The 16,460-nt window shown below is 68.2% G+C and carries 11 protein-coding genes and 1 tRNA gene; 3 read left to right on the top strand and 9 right to left on the bottom strand.

Translation table 11 applies throughout. The features are described 5' to 3' along the window. Positions 1–97 precede the first annotated feature (97 nt). Entirely contained in the window at positions 98–607 is a 510-nt protein-coding gene (locus EXW95_RS14440; protein WP_174368027.1) for a hypothetical protein, read from the top strand. 180 nt (positions 608–787) lie between these two features. Here EXW95_RS14440 and treS read toward each other — a convergent pair whose 3' ends face one another. Further along, entirely contained in the window at positions 788–2,446 is a 1,659-nt protein-coding gene (gene treS, locus EXW95_RS14435) for a maltose alpha-D-glucosyltransferase (RefSeq protein ID WP_174368026.1), read from the bottom strand. Positions 2,447–2,592: 146 nt separating this feature from the next. Continuing rightward, a tRNA-Gln gene (locus EXW95_RS14430) sits at positions 2,593–2,666 on the bottom strand. A gap of 307 nt (positions 2,667–2,973) precedes the next feature. Here EXW95_RS14430 and EXW95_RS14425 point away from each other — a divergent pair. Next, positions 2,974–4,656 (top strand): 30S ribosomal protein S1, encoded by a 1,683-nt coding sequence (locus EXW95_RS14425; RefSeq protein WP_174368025.1) that lies wholly within the window; start codon positions 2,974–2,976, stop codon positions 4,654–4,656. Between the two features lie 116 nt (positions 4,657–4,772). On the opposite strand, the gene ppk1 is transcribed toward EXW95_RS14425, so the two are convergent. From ppk1 to lon, 7 genes are all read right to left on the bottom strand, one after another. Then, positions 4,773–6,893: a polyphosphate kinase 1 gene (gene ppk1 / locus EXW95_RS14420; RefSeq protein WP_174368024.1), complete on the bottom strand. Its 2,121-nt coding sequence runs from the start codon at positions 6,891–6,893 to the stop codon at positions 4,773–4,775. 123 nt (positions 6,894–7,016) lie between these two features. Beyond that, on the bottom strand, positions 7,017–7,535 hold the full coding sequence (locus EXW95_RS14415; RefSeq protein ID WP_174368023.1) for a hypothetical protein: 519 nt from the start codon (positions 7,533–7,535) through the stop codon (positions 7,017–7,019). 55 nt (positions 7,536–7,590) lie between these two features. Continuing rightward, positions 7,591–8,532 (bottom strand): hypothetical protein, encoded by a 942-nt coding sequence (locus EXW95_RS14410; protein WP_254605632.1) that lies wholly within the window; start codon positions 8,530–8,532, stop codon positions 7,591–7,593. 98 nt (positions 8,533–8,630) lie between these two features. After that, complete coding sequence (locus tag EXW95_RS14405) at positions 8,631–10,991, bottom strand: hypothetical protein (protein ID WP_174368021.1); 2,361 nt, start codon at positions 10,989–10,991, stop codon at positions 8,631–8,633. Positions 10,992–11,126: 135 nt separating this feature from the next. Next, on the bottom strand, positions 11,127–11,654 hold the full coding sequence (locus EXW95_RS14400; RefSeq protein WP_174368020.1) for a YqgE/AlgH family protein: 528 nt from the start codon (positions 11,652–11,654) through the stop codon (positions 11,127–11,129). Between the two features lie 41 nt (positions 11,655–11,695). Further along, positions 11,696–12,601: a hypothetical protein gene (locus EXW95_RS14395; protein WP_174368019.1), complete on the bottom strand. Its 906-nt coding sequence runs from the start codon at positions 12,599–12,601 to the stop codon at positions 11,696–11,698. An 86-nt stretch (positions 12,602–12,687) separates the two neighbouring features. After that, positions 12,688–15,135 carry an endopeptidase La gene (gene lon, locus EXW95_RS14390; RefSeq protein ID WP_174368018.1) on the bottom strand — a complete coding sequence of 816 codons (2,448 nt, stop codon included), beginning with the start codon at positions 15,133–15,135 and terminating at the stop codon, positions 12,688–12,690. 243 nt (positions 15,136–15,378) lie between these two features. On the opposite strand from lon, the gene EXW95_RS14385 reads away from it, so the two are divergent. Then, a complete protein-coding gene (locus EXW95_RS14385; RefSeq protein WP_174368017.1) occupies positions 15,379–16,437 on the top strand; it encodes an alpha/beta hydrolase in 1,059 nt (352 codons plus the stop codon). The last annotated feature ends 23 nt before the right edge of the window (positions 16,438–16,460 follow it).

The raw sequence follows: 16,460 nt of genomic DNA, 5'->3' as shown, positions 1-16,460 counted from the left end.
AAAGGGTAGGGATCGTCCAGTTTGGCCGGACACCCCCGCCTCGTGAAAGCAAATGGACGTCCGGAGGCTGTGTTCCTGGGAAGGCTATGCTGCGGGCATGCTGACCTTCGCGGAGGCCCACGCTCCCGCCGCCCTCCCGGCCCCTGATCAGGCCGAGGTGACGCGCCTGCTGGCGCTCGGCACGCCCGGCGTGATCGTCCCGCCCGCCTTCGAGGAGGCCTTCTACCGGGGCGGGAACCTGCCCGAGCAGCTGCGGCACCTCTTCGCCAGGGTCCGCCCGGCCCGTATCGACGAGGACGCGCTGGAACCGCTGGCGGCGCAGGCGCAGGCGCTGATCCGCACGACGTGCCTGATGGACGACGCGGTGCAGGCGTTCTACCGCACGCTGGCCCGCGCGGACCTCCCGGCGGGTGGCGTGGTGCGGGCGCGCCGCAGCGGGGACGCGCACGGTGAGGACGCCGTGTTCCTGACGCCCGGCACGGCGGCCCTGCAGGCCATGAAGCGGGTGTGGGCGCAGGACTGGACCTTCGACGCGGTGCTGGGCCGCCTGGACAGCGCGGGCAGCGTCGCGCTGGAGGCCCGCAGCACGCTGCTGCACCCGGCCTGAGCACTCCACGGCCTGAAGGGTGGGCGTAGCAGCGTGGCCAGGGTTCGGGCGGATTCCGTCTGTGTCGTTCACAACCCGGAACCGCACCGGGTTGCCAACTCCACGCCCGGAACCCGTTTTTCTCCTACTCGCGTCCGCTCGGGTTGAAAGATTTTGCAAACCTTTCAACCGGAGTTCTTATCAGTTGATGCGCAGCCAGTAGTAGTCGTACTTCCCGAGGATCATGGGGTAGGGCGTCTCGCCGATGGCGGGGAAGGGGCTGGCGCCGGCCAGCGTGACCGGCACCCGTCCGGCGTACCGGGACAGATCCAGGTGGACCGACTGGGCGTTCCCGGCGAAGTTGCTGACGATCAGCAGCGTCTCGTCGTCCGTGCGGCGCGTGAAGGCCAGGATGGCGGGATTGTCGGTGTCCACGAAGGCCAGTTCGCCGGTGGCGAAGGCCGGGTGGCGGCGGCGGAGTTCCAGCTGGCGGCTGGTCCATTTCAGGAGGCTGCTGGGGTCCTGTTCCTGGCTCTGCACGTTCACGCGGCCGTAGCCGTACACGGCGTCCCCGATGGGCGGGAAGAAGCACTGATCCGGAGTGGCGGTGGAAAACCCGCCGCTCATGCCCGCGTTCCACTGCATGGGGGTGCGCACGCCGTTGCGGTCCGCCAGGGACAGGTCGTCGCCCATGCCGATCTCGTCGCCGTAGTACAGGATGGGGCTGCCCGGCAGGGCCAGCAGGACGGTGGTCAGGAGTTCCACGCGGCGCCGGTCGTTGTCCAGCAGCGGCGCGAGGCGGCGGCGGATGCCCACGTTGATCTTCATGCGGGTGTCCGGGGCGTACGCGGCGTACATGAAGGCGCGTTCGTCGTCGGTGACCATCTCCAGGGTCAGTTCGTCGTGGTTGCGCAGGAACGTCACCCACTGCCCGAACGCGGGGATGGCGGGCAGGCGTTCCATGATCTCGCGGATGGAGGTGGTGTCCTCCTTCTTCAGGCTCATGTACAGGCGCGGCATGACCGGAAAGTTGAAGCACATGTGGAATTCGGGGTCGGCGTCGGTCCCGAAGTACTCGGCGACCTCCTCGGGCCACTGGTTCGCCTCGGCCAGCAGGACGCGGCCGGGGTAGTCCTGGTCGACCATCTTCCGGAAGCGTTTGAGGATGTCGTGCGTTTCGGGCAGGTTCTCGCAGTTGGTGCCCTCGCGTTCGATCAGGTAGGGCACGGCGTCCACGCGGAAGCCGTCCACGCCGAGGTCCAGCCAGAAACGCGCGGCCTGCAGGATCTCCTCGACGACCCGCGGGTTGTCGTAGTTCAGGTCCGGCTGGCTGGCGAAGAAGCGGTGCCAGTAGTAGCGGCCGCTCTGCTCGTCCAGGGTCCAGTTGCTGGTCTCGGTGTCGGTGAAGATGATCCTGGCCCCGGCGTACTCGCTGCCGGTGTCACTCCAGACGTAGTAGTCGTGGTACTCGTTGGGGCTGCCGTCCGGGAGGGTCGGGCCGCGCCGGGCCGCCTGGAACCACGGGTGGTCGCTTGAGGTGTGGTTGGTGACGAAGTCGGTGATGACGCGCAGGCCGCGCGCGTGGGCCTCGCGCAGGAAGACCTTGAAGTCGTCCAGGGTGCCCAGGTCCGGGTGGATGCCCACGTAGTCGGCGACGTCGTAACCGTCGTCGCGCAGGGGGCTGGGGTAGCACGGGAGGATCCACAGGACGTCCACGCCCAGGCCCCGCAGGTAGTCGAGTTTGCCGGTCAGACCGGGGAAATCGCCCTTGCCGTCGCCGTTGCCGTCCGCGAAGGTGCGGACCGAGAGTTCGTAGAAGACGGCGCTCTTGTACCACTCCGGGGCGGGGGTCTGGGTCATGCTCCGGAGTCTAAGACACGCCCGGACTGGAATCGCTGCCACGGTGTTATGGCTGCCCTCACCGGGCCTCATGCGCCAGGGGCGCTGGACCTGTGGCGTGGCGAAACGAGACGAAATAAAAAACCCACCCTTTCGGGTGGGCGGTGTGGCTGGGGCACTAGGACTCGAACCTAGATCGACAGTGTCAGAGACTGGTGTCCTGCCATTAGACGATGCCCCATCACGGGTCCTGCACGTGCTTCGCTTCGCCGTGTGGTGAAGCGTGAGGGAGTATAGCGGCGTTCCCGGCGATCCGTCAAGCACCCCCCCTGGCACGCGCTGGGGCGGATTCCTTGACGTGAAGCTGTACAACCGGTCTGGACTGCGTTCACAGCGCAGTTGCCGCAACACTCTGAACTCTGGTACACTGAGGTGTTGCCGCCCCCACCCACCCCCCGCGCCCACAGGGCCGGGCCACAAGGGTCGGAAGCAGGTATCAGGCCGGTACGGACGCCGCAAAGCGCCCGCACCCAGGAGGACAGGAGTTCATGGAAGACAACACCCAGACCCCCGCCCAGCAAGGCGGGACTCAGCCCGCGACGGGCACCACCCCCAGCACCCCCACCCCCGTGGAGGAGCGCGAGTACCCCGCGATGACCATGGAGGACATCCTCGCCAGTGAGGCGCAGGAGCCCCAGAACGTCAGCCGCGGCGACATCGTCGACGGCACCATCGTGTTCATCGGCCAGGAAGGCATCGCCGTGGACATCGGCGCCAAGGTCGAAGGCATCATCCCCCTGAACCAGCTGGGCGACGAGCCCGTCACGCTGGAGCAGGCCCAGGAGATGTACAAGTCCGGCGAGCAGATCGAGGCGTACGTCGTGCGCGTCGACCTGCCCAACAGCCAGATCGTCCTGAGCAAGAAGCGGGCCGATCAGGACAAGGGCTGGCGCGTCCTGGAGAAGATGCAGGAAGCCGAGGAAGCCTTCGAAGTCGAGGTGCTCGAGAAGGTCCGTGGTGGTCTGGTCGCGCAGGTCGAGGGCATCCGTGCCTTCCTGCCCGCCTCGCAGGTGGACACCCGCCGCGTGAACGACCTCGACCCCTACGTCGGTAAGCCCCTGATGGTCAAGCTCATCGAGCTGAACCGCAAGCGCAACCGCGTGATCATCAGCCACCGCGCCATCCTGGAAGCCCAGAAGGCCCAGGCCCGTGAAGCCACGGTCGGCCAGCTGGAATCCGGCGCGCAGTTCGAAGGCGAAGTCGTGGAAATCACCGACTTCGGCGTGTTCGTGAACCTGGGCGGCATCGACGGCCTCGTTCACCGCAGCGAACTGACCTACGGCCGCTTCAACCACCCCCGCGACGTGGTCAAGGTGGGCGACAAGGTTCAGGTGCAGGTCATGGACGTCGACAACGACCGTGAACGCATCAACCTGAGCATGAAGGCCCTGACCCAGGACCCCTGGGAAGGCGCCACCGACCGCTACAGCATCGGCCAGAAGGTCAACGGCAAGGTCACGAACCTCACCAACTTCGGTGCGTTCGTCGAACTGGAAAGCGGCCTCGAAGGTCTGGTGCACGTCAGCGAGATGAGCTGGACCAAGCGCGTCCGTCACCCCAACGAAGTGATGAAGGAAGGCGACGAGGTCGAGGCGATCATCCTGCGAATCGATCCGAAGGACCGCCGCATCAGCCTGGGTATTCGTCAGACCACCGACGATCCCTGGAGCGCCCTGCCTGACCGCTACCCGCCCGGCACCCCCGTGAAGGGCAAGATCACCGGCATGACCGACTTCGGCGTGTTCATGGAGATCGAGGAAGGCATCGAGGGCCTGATCCACATCAGCGAACTCGACCTGAACCGCGTCAACAACCCCGCCGACCTGTTCAAGAAGGGTGACGAGATCGAAGCCGTCATCCTGAATATCGACCCCGTCGAGCAGCGCGCCAGCCTCAGCCGTCGTCGCTTCCTCGGTGGCGGCGCGGCCCCCACCCAGCGTGACTACGTCAGCCAGGGTGGCGGCGCCCGCAGCGACCGCTACAGCGGCGGCCAGGGTGGTCAGCGCAGCGGCGGCGGCCGTCGTCGCGAAGGCGGCGCGGACTACGCGTACAACGCCAAGGACGCCCAGCAGGGCGGCAAGATCAGCACCAAGCTCGGCGACGTGTACGCCGACCTGTTCGCCCAGTTCGGCCTGGGCGGCGACAAGAAGACCGAAGAAGAGCAGGGCTAACCCCCCCCTCTTCAAGGCCCCCCGGTGTCCGCACCGGGGGGTTCTTGTTGGTCTGTACAGCACGGAGGGGAGGCGCCTACAGTGTGGCCTCCCCTCCCCCTCCGGTGACGCTGGGATTACAGCGGATGCCGGGCCGCCGCGAAGGTCCCCTGCGCGCTGAAATCCCCCGGGATCTTCATGTACTCGCCGTCCGCATTCAGTTCCCACGACCCGCGCGTGTCGGCCCACTCGGTGTCGAGGATGCCCAGGAACGACTCGCGGTGCCGGTCGTCCAGCACGGGCGCGATCACCTCGACCCGGCGGTCCAGGTTGCGGCTCATCCAGTCGGCACTGCCGAAGTACACCTCGGGACTGCCGCCGTTCCCGAAAGCGTACACGCGCGCGTGCTCCAGGTAACGGCCCAGCAGGCTGCGCACCCGCACGTTCTGCGACAGGCCCGGCACGCCCGGACGCAGGCAGCACACCCCGCGGATGATCAGTTCCACCCGCACCCCGGCCTGCGCGGCGCGGCACAGCGCCTCGACCATGCCGGGATCGGTCAGCTGGTTCACCTTCACGCGCGCCCAGGCGTCCAGGCCGTCGCGCGCGTGGGCAGCCTCGCGTTCCAGCAGCGCCTCGAAACCCGTGCGGGCGGTGTCGGGCGCGACCAGCAGGTGCGTGTACTCGGCTTCCGCGTACCCGGTCAGGTGATTGAACAGTTCCGCGATGTCCGCGCCCAGGTCCGGGTTGGCGGACAGCAGGCTCAGGTCGGTGTACAGCCGCGCGGTCTTCGCGTTGTAGTTCCCGGTCCCGATGTGCACGTACCGGCGCAGGCCGCCCTCCTCGCGCCGGACGATCATGGTGACCTTCGCGTGCGTCTTCAGGCCCGCCACGCCGTACACGACGTGCGCCCCCGCCCGCTCCAGTTTCCGCGCCCAGGAGATGTTGCGCTGCTCGTCGAAGCGGGCCTTGAGTTCGATCAGCGCCACGACCTGCTTGCCGTTCTCCGCCGCCGTTCGCAGCGCCGCCAGGAGACGCGGGTCGTCCCCGGTGCGGTACAGGGTCTGCTTGATCGCCAGCACACGCGGGTCCCGGCTGGCCTCCTCCAGGAAATCGAGGATGTTCGTGAAGCCGTCGTACGGGTGGTGCAACAGCACGTCCCCGTCACGCAGCGTGTCGAAGATGCCGCTGTCCTCGTCCCCGTCGAGGTCCGGCACGGCGGGCGCGAACTCCGGGAAGCTCAGGTCCGGGCGTTTCACCGGGAGGCCCATCAGGTCCGCCGAGCCGAGCGGGCCATCCAGCAGGAACACGTCCTCCGGCGCGAGCCGCAGCCGCTCCTGCAGGAACGTCGTGATGACCGCCGGGGTGTCCCGCATGACCTCCAGCCGCACCGCCGACCCGAAGCGCCGCCGCCGCAGCCCGTCCTCGATGGTGGCGAGCAGGTCCTCGGCTTCCTCCTCCTCGAACTCGTAATCGGTGTTGCGGGTCACGCGGAACGCGTGCGCGGCCAGCACCGTGCGGCCCTTGAACAGCTCGCCGATATGCGCGGCGATCACGTCCTCCAGCAGCAGGATCGTGTCCGCGATGCACACCGCGCGCGGCAGCACCCCCACCGGCACCTTCACCCGCGCGAACTCCGGCGCTTCACCCTCGCCGCCGTCCAGCAGCACCGCGAGGTTCAGGCTCAGGTTGCTCAGGTACGGGAACGGGTGACTGGGGTCCACGACCAGCGGCGTCAGCACCGGCTGAATCTCCGCGAGGTAATGCTCGCGCAGCTGCGCCCGCGCCCGCTTGCCCAGGTCCGAGACGCGCGCGAACCGCACCCCGGCCGCTACCAGATCCCGCAGGGTCCTGCGGGTCACGCGTTCGATCTCCCGGAGCATCACCTGCGTCCGCTCGCGCACCAGCGCCAGCGTCTCACGGGGCAGCAGACCGTCCGGGCCCGGCGTATTCACGCCCGCCGCGATCTGCCGGTGCACGCCCGCCACGCGCACCATGAAGAACTCGTCGAGGTTGCTGCCGCAGATCGCCGCGTACTTCAACCGCTCCAGCGGCGGGTTGCGCTCGTCACGCGCCTCGGCCAGCACCCGCTCGTTGAACGCCAGCCACGACAACTCCCGGTTCAGGAAGGGACTCTCGGGGTTGGCGACGGTGCTGTGCGTCCGCACGTCACCCCCTCCGGGTTCCTCCTTCCGCCGGGGGCGGCCACGCGAGGACACGGAACGGGCAGGCAGGGACTTTTCAACAGGCACAGTCATGACTCCTTCGGCAGTCAACAGGTCTTCGGTCAGCGGGCCGTCACCGCATTACAGCACGGCCCACCCACACGCGCCCGCTCACAGCGCCCACCGGGCCGCCCACAGGCTCATACGGACCCCATATCAGGCCACCGGTTCGGGCCGCGCCTCCGGGACGTCCTCACTCTCTTCCACGTCCCCGGCGTCCTGCGCGGCGAGCATCACGTCCCGGAAGGCCCGCACCGCCTCCTGCACGAACGACAGGTACCGCGGCAGGGCCGCCACGAACTCCTGCGGCTGCGCGTGCAGCGCCTCCACCCCCGCCCACACGTCCCCGTCCACCGTGTGCAGCTTCACCAGCTTCGCCTCGCGGTTCACGGCGTCACACGCGAACAACGCCTGCCCGTACTCCTCGTCGGACTCCAGCGGCCAGAAGTTCGGGAACAGCAGGTGATAGAACCCCGCGTCGTCCCCCTGCGCGGGCACGTAGTACTGCCCGCCCTCGAACATGAACGCCAGCCCGGACTCCGCGTCAGCCTGCACCGCGAACCCCAGCTCCCCCAGCGCGTCCCGCACCGCCGCCAGTCCCTCCGGCAGGGGGGCCGCCGACCGGGGTGGGGGGGCGACCTTCACGACCTTCTTCTTCACCGTCTGCGCAGCCATGTCATTCCTCCGGTATGCACCCGCCCACCCACACCGGGGCGGCGGGACAGGGGGCTCAGTTGGGGCGGTTGGACTCGTCCGAGTACAGCTCCTCCGGGAACTCCTCCGCGAGGAACGTCATGTACCGCATGTTCAGCAGGTGCCGGGTCGCCACCCGCTCGAACGCCGCGCCGTTCTCCTCGGTCTTCGCGTTCCCGAACCCGTACTCGCCCACTACGAACGTCCCGTCCGGCCGGAAGTACACGATGGCCGACCCGGCCGGATCACGGAAGTTCCAGCCGCTGTCCGCCGCGTTCCCCGGCTCCCGCACCGACTGCGCGAGCCGCTCCTGAATCCGCACGTACCGTCCGTCATCCATCACGGCGTGCCGGAAACCGCGCGTCGCCGTCTCGACCATGTACCCGAAGCGCCACCCGAAGAACCGCACGTCGAAGCGCAGCGGCCCCGACGCGAGCAGAATCGACGTCGCGTCCCGACCGAGTTCCTCGGCCTGGTACTTCTTGCGCATGAACACCGCGAACGCATCCGACGCCGTCGGGTACACGTTGAACCCCTCACCGTAATGGAAGCCGCCCAGCCACTGCGACACGCTGGGCCGCACGGCCTCCGTGAACGGCAGACCCAGGTACGCCCGCGCCGCCATCACCCCCTCCTCCAGCATGAACAGCGCCACGTCGATGAGCGTATCCGCGCGGAACTGCCGGTCGAAGCCCGCCGACTCCACACCCAGCACCAGCTCGCCGGACACCGGATCGAACAGCGCCCGCACCCCCGCGCACGTCGCGCACACGTGATCGATGCAGCGGTACGCGAACGCCTTCTCCGCCACCGACCCCGCCCGCAGAATGTTGCACTCCGGCACCCGCGTCGTCAGAGACAGACCGAGCGCATTGCGGATGAATGGCGCCTCGACATGGATTCCCCGGTAGTCGAATTGAACATCCTCGGTCTCTTCATCCATCTGGTAGTGCGAGAGAGTGTCATCGAGTTTAGCCATCTCATGCATAACGAGATTGGCCGAAAGCCGCATCTCCCCCACCTCGACACCCTGGCGCAGGTGCGGTTCCGCCTGCTTTTTCCTGAACAGCCCGAACATCAGTCTCCAGCCTTCATGTTCATCTGCTTGGCGGTGTCGTCCACGATGTCGTCCGGGTTCAGGCTGGGGAAGAGTTCCTTCAGGATGTCCTCGGCGACCTTCAGCAGCCCACTGGCTTCTTCCTCGGTGGCTTTCTTCTTCGGCTTCTCGTCCTTCTCGCCCTTGAGTTCCTTCGCCTTCGCCTTCACGGGCGCGGCGATGGCCGACTCGGCGGCCTTGCTGAGCACCTCGTCCACGGCTTCCGATCCCACGGTGACCACCGACGCCAGCGGCGTGGTGCTGCGCAGCGCCTGCACGACCTTGCCGTACTTCTCGATCCGCTCGTTGATCGGCACACGGGCCGGGGTGGTCAGGGCCATGCCCAGCCGTTCGAAGGCACCCTTATCAGTGGCGTTCTTCCCGAAGTACCGCTCCATGGCCTTCTTCGACGCGTTCAGCGCCTCGGTCTTCATGGCCAGCGTCTGCAGGGCCGGGGAGGGATGCCGCGCGACGAACGTCTCGGCATGACGGGTCAGCAGGTCGGCGGCTTTCGTCACCTCCTGATCCGCACGCAGTTGCGCGTCACGCTTGATGCTCTGCCTCATCTGGTCACTCAACGCGGCGCTGTTTCCGCTTCGGCGTGCCAGCAGGGCCGCCTCGGTATCCTGCGCGACCTTGTCCCGCAGGCGTTTCTCGGCCAGGGCGCGGGCGTGGGCGACTTCCGCCCCGTACGTCAGGGGGGCGCCCTGCTCGGCGAGGGCCTTGAAGTCCGCCTGGACGCTGCCGTGGCGGCCCAGCAGGCGCGAGAGGTCCTTGTTCAGGTCGTGGCTGGCGTCCGTCCAGACCTTGTTCAGGTGCGTGCGGATGGCCGCGCCGCTGGCGCGGAATTCCACGATGGCCTTGGCGACGTGCCCGTCGGGGTTGCGGGCGATCAGGTCGTCGAGGCGCTGGACGGTGGTTTCCTTGAGGTGGCGGGCGTGCCGGGCGACGCTGGTCTTGCTGATCTTGCCGCCCAGGGTGGCCTTCCAGGCGTCCACGTGGTCGGCGGCCTTGACGCGGCCGTTCGTGAGTTTGCGGCTGAGGGTGTTCCCAGCGCCGTCCACGGCGTCCCTCAGTTTCCGGGCGGCTTTCAGAATGGGGCTCTGGCGGACGTGGTTGCGCAGGCCCGTCAGGAGGTTGCGGTCGAGGGTGCGCAGGCCCTGCACGCCCTTGCGGACGGTGCCGGTGATCGCGCCCGCGCCCTTGCTGGCGAGCTTCCGGAGGGTGGGCGTCTGGGCTTTCAGGTACGCGCGGGCCTGCCGGGCGCGGCGGGTGGTCATGACGCGGACCTTGCGGGCGGCGTATCCGACCTTCGCGGCGGCGTTGCTAACGCCGGTCGTGACGGCGTTCTTGACGTTGGTGGCGGCGCGGGCCACGGGTTGCGTGAGGTACTTCTGCGCCAGTCGCCCGGCGTTCTTCAGGACCGTTTTCGCACCGACGGGCAGGACGCGCCGGGCGAGTTTCGCGGCGGCCTTCCCGCTGCCTTTCAGCGCGCTCTGTGCGAGGTGCGCCAGTCCCCGCGCGGCGGGCGTGAGGCCCTTCCCGAGGGCGCGGCCCACGCCGACGACGGCCTTCCCGGCGAACTTGAACACGGGGCCGCCCACGCTGCCGACGATGGCGTCCACGGCGATGCTCTTGGCGGTGACGCCCTCGAAGGTGGCGCGCTTCTTGAACGTGTACTTCTTGTCCTTCTGCGCCTTGGCTTTCGCGGCGGCGTTGAAGACCTTGTTTTCCACGACCTGCGCGGCGATGCCACCCCCGGCGCTGATCCCGGCGGCCAGGGCCAGCGCGGGCGCCGTGAGTGCCCCGCCGGTCGCGACGGTGACGGCCGCGACGGCGGTCAGGGCGACGCCTTTCCAGAATTTCGCCTTGCCTTCCGGCGTGGCGTACCACTTCCTGAACTGCTCGACTTTCGCCCCGGCGAACTTCCCAGCGGCTTTCGCACCGTTGACGACGCCCTTGACCGGGTTCTTCGCGAACGCGGCGGCGCCGCCGACGACTTTCTTCGCGCCTTCCAGCAGGCCCGGCAGGTTCTTCGCGGCGCTGGCGTGCAGGCCGGTCAGCTGCTTGCGGAAGAATCCCATGACGCCTCCGGCCTCGCGGGGTGGGGCGGCGGGACGGCCCGTGACCTTCAGGTTCGGGGTGGGCAGCGTCCTGGGTGTGGTTTTGCGCGCGCCGGGCGGCAGCTGTGGGCCGATCATGGGCGCGGCCTTCACGCCCTTGCGGGGCGCGGCGGGCGTGCGTCCCACCTTCAAGGGGGTGGACTGAGCGGGACGCGCGGCGGTTTTCGTGGGTTGTTTCGGTTTGGCCTTCTGGCCCTTGCGTTGCGGTTGTTCGAGCATGACGGCACCTGCTGGAATCGGATCGGGAGGCGGCGCGGCAGAGTGGACACGCCAGTCTAGAGGTGACCAACCGTTCACACAAACGGAAATGACCGGCCATGCAGACCGGTCAACCCTCCATGAAGCCGCTGAACCCTATGCCTGAGCGCCGCCCGGCACGATCCGCGACGCGTCCACACCCAGCCGGTCCAGCGCCCCCTGCCAGCGGTCCTCTGCGGGCACGTCCCACAGCAGTTCCGGCGTGGACTGCTCCACCCACACCCACGTCCCCTCACGCGCCTCGTCGGTCAGCTGGCCCGGACCCCACCCGGCGTACCCCAGCACCAGCATGAACGGCTGCCCGCTGCGCTCCACGGCCCGCAGCACGTCCAAGCTGCTGGACACCGTCAGGCCCGGCAACAGGCGCAGTTCACCCTCCATGTCCACCGGCTGCGCGTACAGGCACCACCCCAGCGTCGGGTCCACCGGGCCGCCCAGCCACGCGACCTCCGGATGCCCCGTCAGTTCCGGCATCAGCTCCTGCACGCTCTGGGTCATGGGCGCGTTCACGATCAATCCCATCGCGCCCTTCGTGTCGTGCTCCAGCAGCAGGATCACGGTTCCCTCGAACAGGCTGCCACGCAGGTGCGGGCTGGCCACCAGGAACGTCACGGGCGCACTCATACGCACAGGATAGCGCGCCCCAGGCGTCCATTCAGGCTCGTTCAGTACGTGATCCGGCGGGTGACCGTCATGAACGTCTGCCCCTGCATCGTGCCGATCTGCCGCACCCAGTTGCCCTGCGCGTCGTACTCGATCTGCCACTGTTCCTGCACGTCCCCCAGGTCCGCCATCTCGATGTGCGTCACGCGCCCGGCCGCGTCGGTGGTCAACAGCATGGCGGCCAGCGGTCTGCCGTTCATTTCCCCCTCCATGCGGATGCCCGAGCCGTCCGGCAGATAGATGTATCGGGTGATTCTTTCACTCGGCTCGAGTGCGGTTCCCGGTTGGCCCAGTTCAGTGGTTCGTGTGTCCGTCCGGGTCACGCGCCCCTGTTCGTCGAACTGGACGGTCGTGATGAAGCTGAAGCGGTCTGATCTGCTGATGCGCTGCGTCACCTGCCGCCGGGTGTCCGAGTACGTGCAGCTGACCTTCTCGGGGTAGGCCAGGAGCGTGGTGCGCTCCTCCCACATGCCGCTGTAGGACGTCAGGCGGCCCTGCGGGTCGAAGCTCAGGGTGACCGGGTCGGGTTTGACCTTCAGGGCGCTGGCAAGGCTGGCCTTCCAACCCTTGAGCATGCCGATGAACTCGACGCTGGAGCGTTGGTACGTCCCGCCGGACTGGTCAGGTCTGAGTTTCAGGAGGGTGTACGTGTCGTCGCCGGGCGAGCTGGCTTCCACTTGCGTCACCCGTCCACCCTGCAGGCTGTACGTCCGGGACGAGATCAGCGGGTTCCCTCCGTCACTGAGCGTCTGCCACACCTCCGCCACCTTCTTCGGGTTCCCCTGGAAGCGGGGCAGCAGGGAACGGTCCTCACCGGGCATGTCGAAACAGTAGTTTCCCGCGGCGAACACGTCTGCGTGGGCGGTGGTCAGGGTGGTCAGGAGAATGAGGGGGAGCAGGCGGCGCATCTCCCGGCAGGATAGTGCGATTGCGTGTGCGCGGCGTGCAAAAAAACGCCCCATCCGTAATGGACGGGGCGCACTGTTGAGTTCGGTTACGCGCGGGCGTCGCTGCGGCGGGCGCTCTTGCGTTTGGGTGCGGGGAGGGTGGGGGCGGGGCTGCCGTCGCGGGGCGTTTCCAGGGCCTTCAGGCCGCCGACGAGGGCCACGTCCAGCACCTGATCCACGGTCTCGCAGGGGTGGAAGCGCATGGTGGTGCGCAGGTGCAGGGGGATGTCGCGCAGGTCGCCTTCGTTCGCCTTGGGCAGGATGATGTGCTTGATTCCGGCGCGGCGGGCGCCCAGCACTTTCTCTTTCAGGCCGCCGATGGGCAGGTAGCGGCCGGTGAGGGTCATCTCGCCGGTCATGGCGACGTCGTGGCGGGCGGGGATGCCGGTCAGGGCGCTGATGAGGCTGGTGACCATGGCGCCGCCGGCGCTGGGGCCTTCCTTGGGGATCGCTCCGGCGGGGACGTGCACGTGGATTTCGCTGTCGTCGATGCGGGCCTTGTCGATGTGGAAGCGTTCGGCGTTCGCCTTGATGTAGGTCAGGGCGGCGCGGGCGCTTTCTTTCATGACGTCGCCGAGCTGGCCGGTCAGGACGAGGCCCTTGCCGGGGCTGGTGCTGGTCTCGACGAACAGGATGTCACCGCCGACCGGGGTGTAGAACATGCCGGTCGAGACGCCGACCATGTCTTCCTTGCCTTCGGTTTCGGGGATGTGGCGGGCCTGCCCGAGGTAACGGTCGAGTTCCTTGTCGGTGACCTTGACGCGCTTGACCTCGCCGGTGGCGATGCGGCGGGCGACCTTGCGGGCAACCGTGCCGATCTCGCGTTCCAGGTTGCGCACGCCAGCCTCGCGGGTGTAGTGGCTGATCAGTTTTTCCAGCGCGGAATCGGTGAACGCGATCTGGTTGGCTTTCAGGCCGTTCGCCATGAGCTGGCGGGGCAGCAGGTAGCGTTTGGCGATCTCCAGTTTTTCCTGCTCGATGTAGCTGTTGAAGTCGATGACTTCCATGCGGTCCATCAGCGCCGGGGGGATCTGCTCGGGGTAGTTGGCGGTGGCGATGAACATGACCTCGCTCAGGTCGAACGGCACGCCGAGGTAGTGGTCGGTGAAGTGCTGGTTCTGCGAGGGGTCGAGCACTTCCAGCAGCGCGGCGCTGGGGTCGCCCTGGTAGGAACTGCCGAGCTTGTCGACCTCGTCGAGGAGGATGACGGGATTCTTGGTGCCCGCGGTGCGGATGCCCTGGATGAGGCGGCCGGGCATCGCGCCGATGTACGTGCGGCGGTGACCACGGATGTCCGATTCGTCGCGGGCGCCGCCCAGGGCGATGCGGACGTACTTGCGGCCCAGCGCCTTGGCGATGCTCTGCGCGATGCTGGTCTTGCCGACGCCGGGAGGGCCGGTGAACACCAGGATGGGGCCCTTGTTGACGTCCTCGGCGCTCAGTTCGCCACGTTCGGCGCGTTCTTTACGCAAGCGGCGCACGGCCAGGAATTCCAGGACGCGGTCCTTGACCTTTTCCAGGCCGTAGTGGTCGTCGTCGAGGATCTGGGAGGCCTGCATGACGTCCAGCTGGTCGTCGCTGCGGGTGTTCCAGGGCAGTTCGGTGATCCAGGTGAGGTACGTGCGGATGACGCTGGCCTCGGCGGCGTCGGGATGCATGCGCGCCAGGCGGTTCACTTCACGGTCGATGTCCTTGCGGACCTCGGGGCGCAGGTCCAGGGTGTCCAGCTTGGCGCGGAAGGCTTCGGCCTCGTCGCCGTCCTCGCCGTCCTCGCCGCCCTGGAGTTCCTTCTGGATGACCTTCATCTGTTCGCGCAGGTAGTACTCGCGCTGGTTCTTGTCGATCTCTTCCTTGACCTGCGCGCGGATCTTGGCCTGCACGGCCTGCACTTCCTGTTCGGTGTCGAGCAGGGTGAGCAGTTTGCGGATGCGGGCGGTCAGGCTGGGCAGTTCCAGCAGCGCCTGCTTGTCGTCGAGTTTGAAGTCGAGGTTGAAGGCGATGTGGTCGGCCATCTCGCCCAGGTCTTCCTTGCTGTGGATGGTCTGGACGGTCTCGGCGTTCAGCTTGCCGCCGCTGGCCAGCGCGTCGAAGCGTTCGCGCAGTTCGCGGCCCAGCGCCTGGAGTTCGACGGGGTTGTCGTCCTCGGCGGCCAGGGGGGTGATGTCGGCGCTGAGGTGGTCACCGCGCACGTAGTTGGTGGCGCGGACGCGCGCGACGGCGGACACGAGCATCTGCACGGTGCCGTCGGGGTTCTTGCGGACGCGCAGGACGTTGCAGGCGGTGCCGACGTCGTACAGGTCGCTGCCCTTGGGGTCGTCGATGTCCTTGTCGCGCTGCGAGACGATCAGGATGACCTTGTCGCTCTGCATGGCCGCCTCGATCGCGCCGATGGACAGGGCGCGGCTGGCGTCGATGTGCTGGACCATCGTGGGGTAGATCACGCTGCCGCGGACCGGGCAGACGGGGACGTTGCTGGGGAGGGTGTTGGTGGGCATCTCGGAACTCCTTTTCGCCCGGGTGGGGTCTTGGTGAGAGCGGGTTCCTGAAACTCCTGCATCCAGGAAACTTGAGTGCGACTATATCAAGTTTCCGGGGTGGGGGCAAGCCGCAGCCGACCCGGACGGGATCACTTCAAACCTCGTCCTCCACGACAAAAGCCTACCCCCGCTCGCCTGACACAACCCTCACCCGAAGCTGACGAGACCTTCACCCGTGCCGGACCCTCCTAGACTGACCGCATGCCCCGCGTGACCTTCAGGCTGACCCTGCCGCCCGGCACCCCACCGGGGACGCTGTTCCTGACCGGCGACCACCGCGCCTGGAGCGACGACCCCGCAGGCTGGACCTTCCAGGACGGCGTTCTGCACGCCGACCTGCCGGACGGCCTGCTGGCGCAGGTGAAGGTCCGCCGCGTGAACCCGGACGGCACAACCGAGGAGGGCGACGCGTGGGGCGGCCGTGCCCGCGCGCACCGCATCAAAGTGCATGGGGAGACCATCGTGCCCCTGACCGTGGCGGCCTGGCAGGACGCCAGCGGCGGGGCCGCCCGTCCACCACGCAGCGCCCCACCGCGCGAGGAGACCGTGCTGGACGCCCCCTGGGGCGCGCAACCCCTGCGGCTGTGGTGGCCCGCCGGGCACGAGGGACCGCTGCCGCTGCTGATTCTCCACGACGGCCAGAACGTGTTCGACGAGGCCCGCACCTTTGCGGGGGACAGCTGGGACGCCGCCGGGGCCGCGCAGGCTCTCGCGGACGCCGGGCACCCGGTGCGGATTGCCGCGCTGCCCGTGAACGAGGACCGCAGCCGCCGCTACGTGCCGTTCCCCTTCGACCTGAACGGCTTCGACAGCGGCGCGGACGAGTACGCCGACTGGATCAGAGGCACCCTGCTGCCGCACCTGCACGCCCGCTTCGGCGCGGTGCCCCCGCAGGACACCGCGCTGGCCGGGTCCTCGTTCGGCGGGCTGATCACCGCGTACGCGGGCCTGCGCGACCCCGGCACGTACGGCACGCTGGGCGTGTTCAGTCCCGCCGTGTGGCCCGCCGACTTCGCCTTCCCGCGCTGGATGGCGGGGCGCGGCGACCCGCACGCGCGCGTGTGGGTGGACATGGGCGACCACGAGGGGAGCAGCGTGCAGGGCGCGCAGGAGGTCATCACGCTGGCCCGCGACCTGACCGCGCAGCTCGCCCCGCACGTCGCCGAGGCGCACTTCACCATCGGCGAGGGCCACTGGCACGACGAACCCGCGTGGCGCGAACGCCTGCCCGCCTTCCTGCGCTGGTGGCGCGGCGGCTGAGCCAATCGGCGGATGTTCCCGCC

Origin of the sequence: Deinococcus sp. JMULE3 (assembly GCF_013337115.1) — a bacterium.
Lineage (GTDB): Bacteria > Deinococcota > Deinococci > Deinococcales > Deinococcaceae > Deinococcus.
The sequence above is the reverse complement of the archived record's forward strand: the minus strand, read 5'-3'. Positions and strand labels throughout refer to the sequence as shown.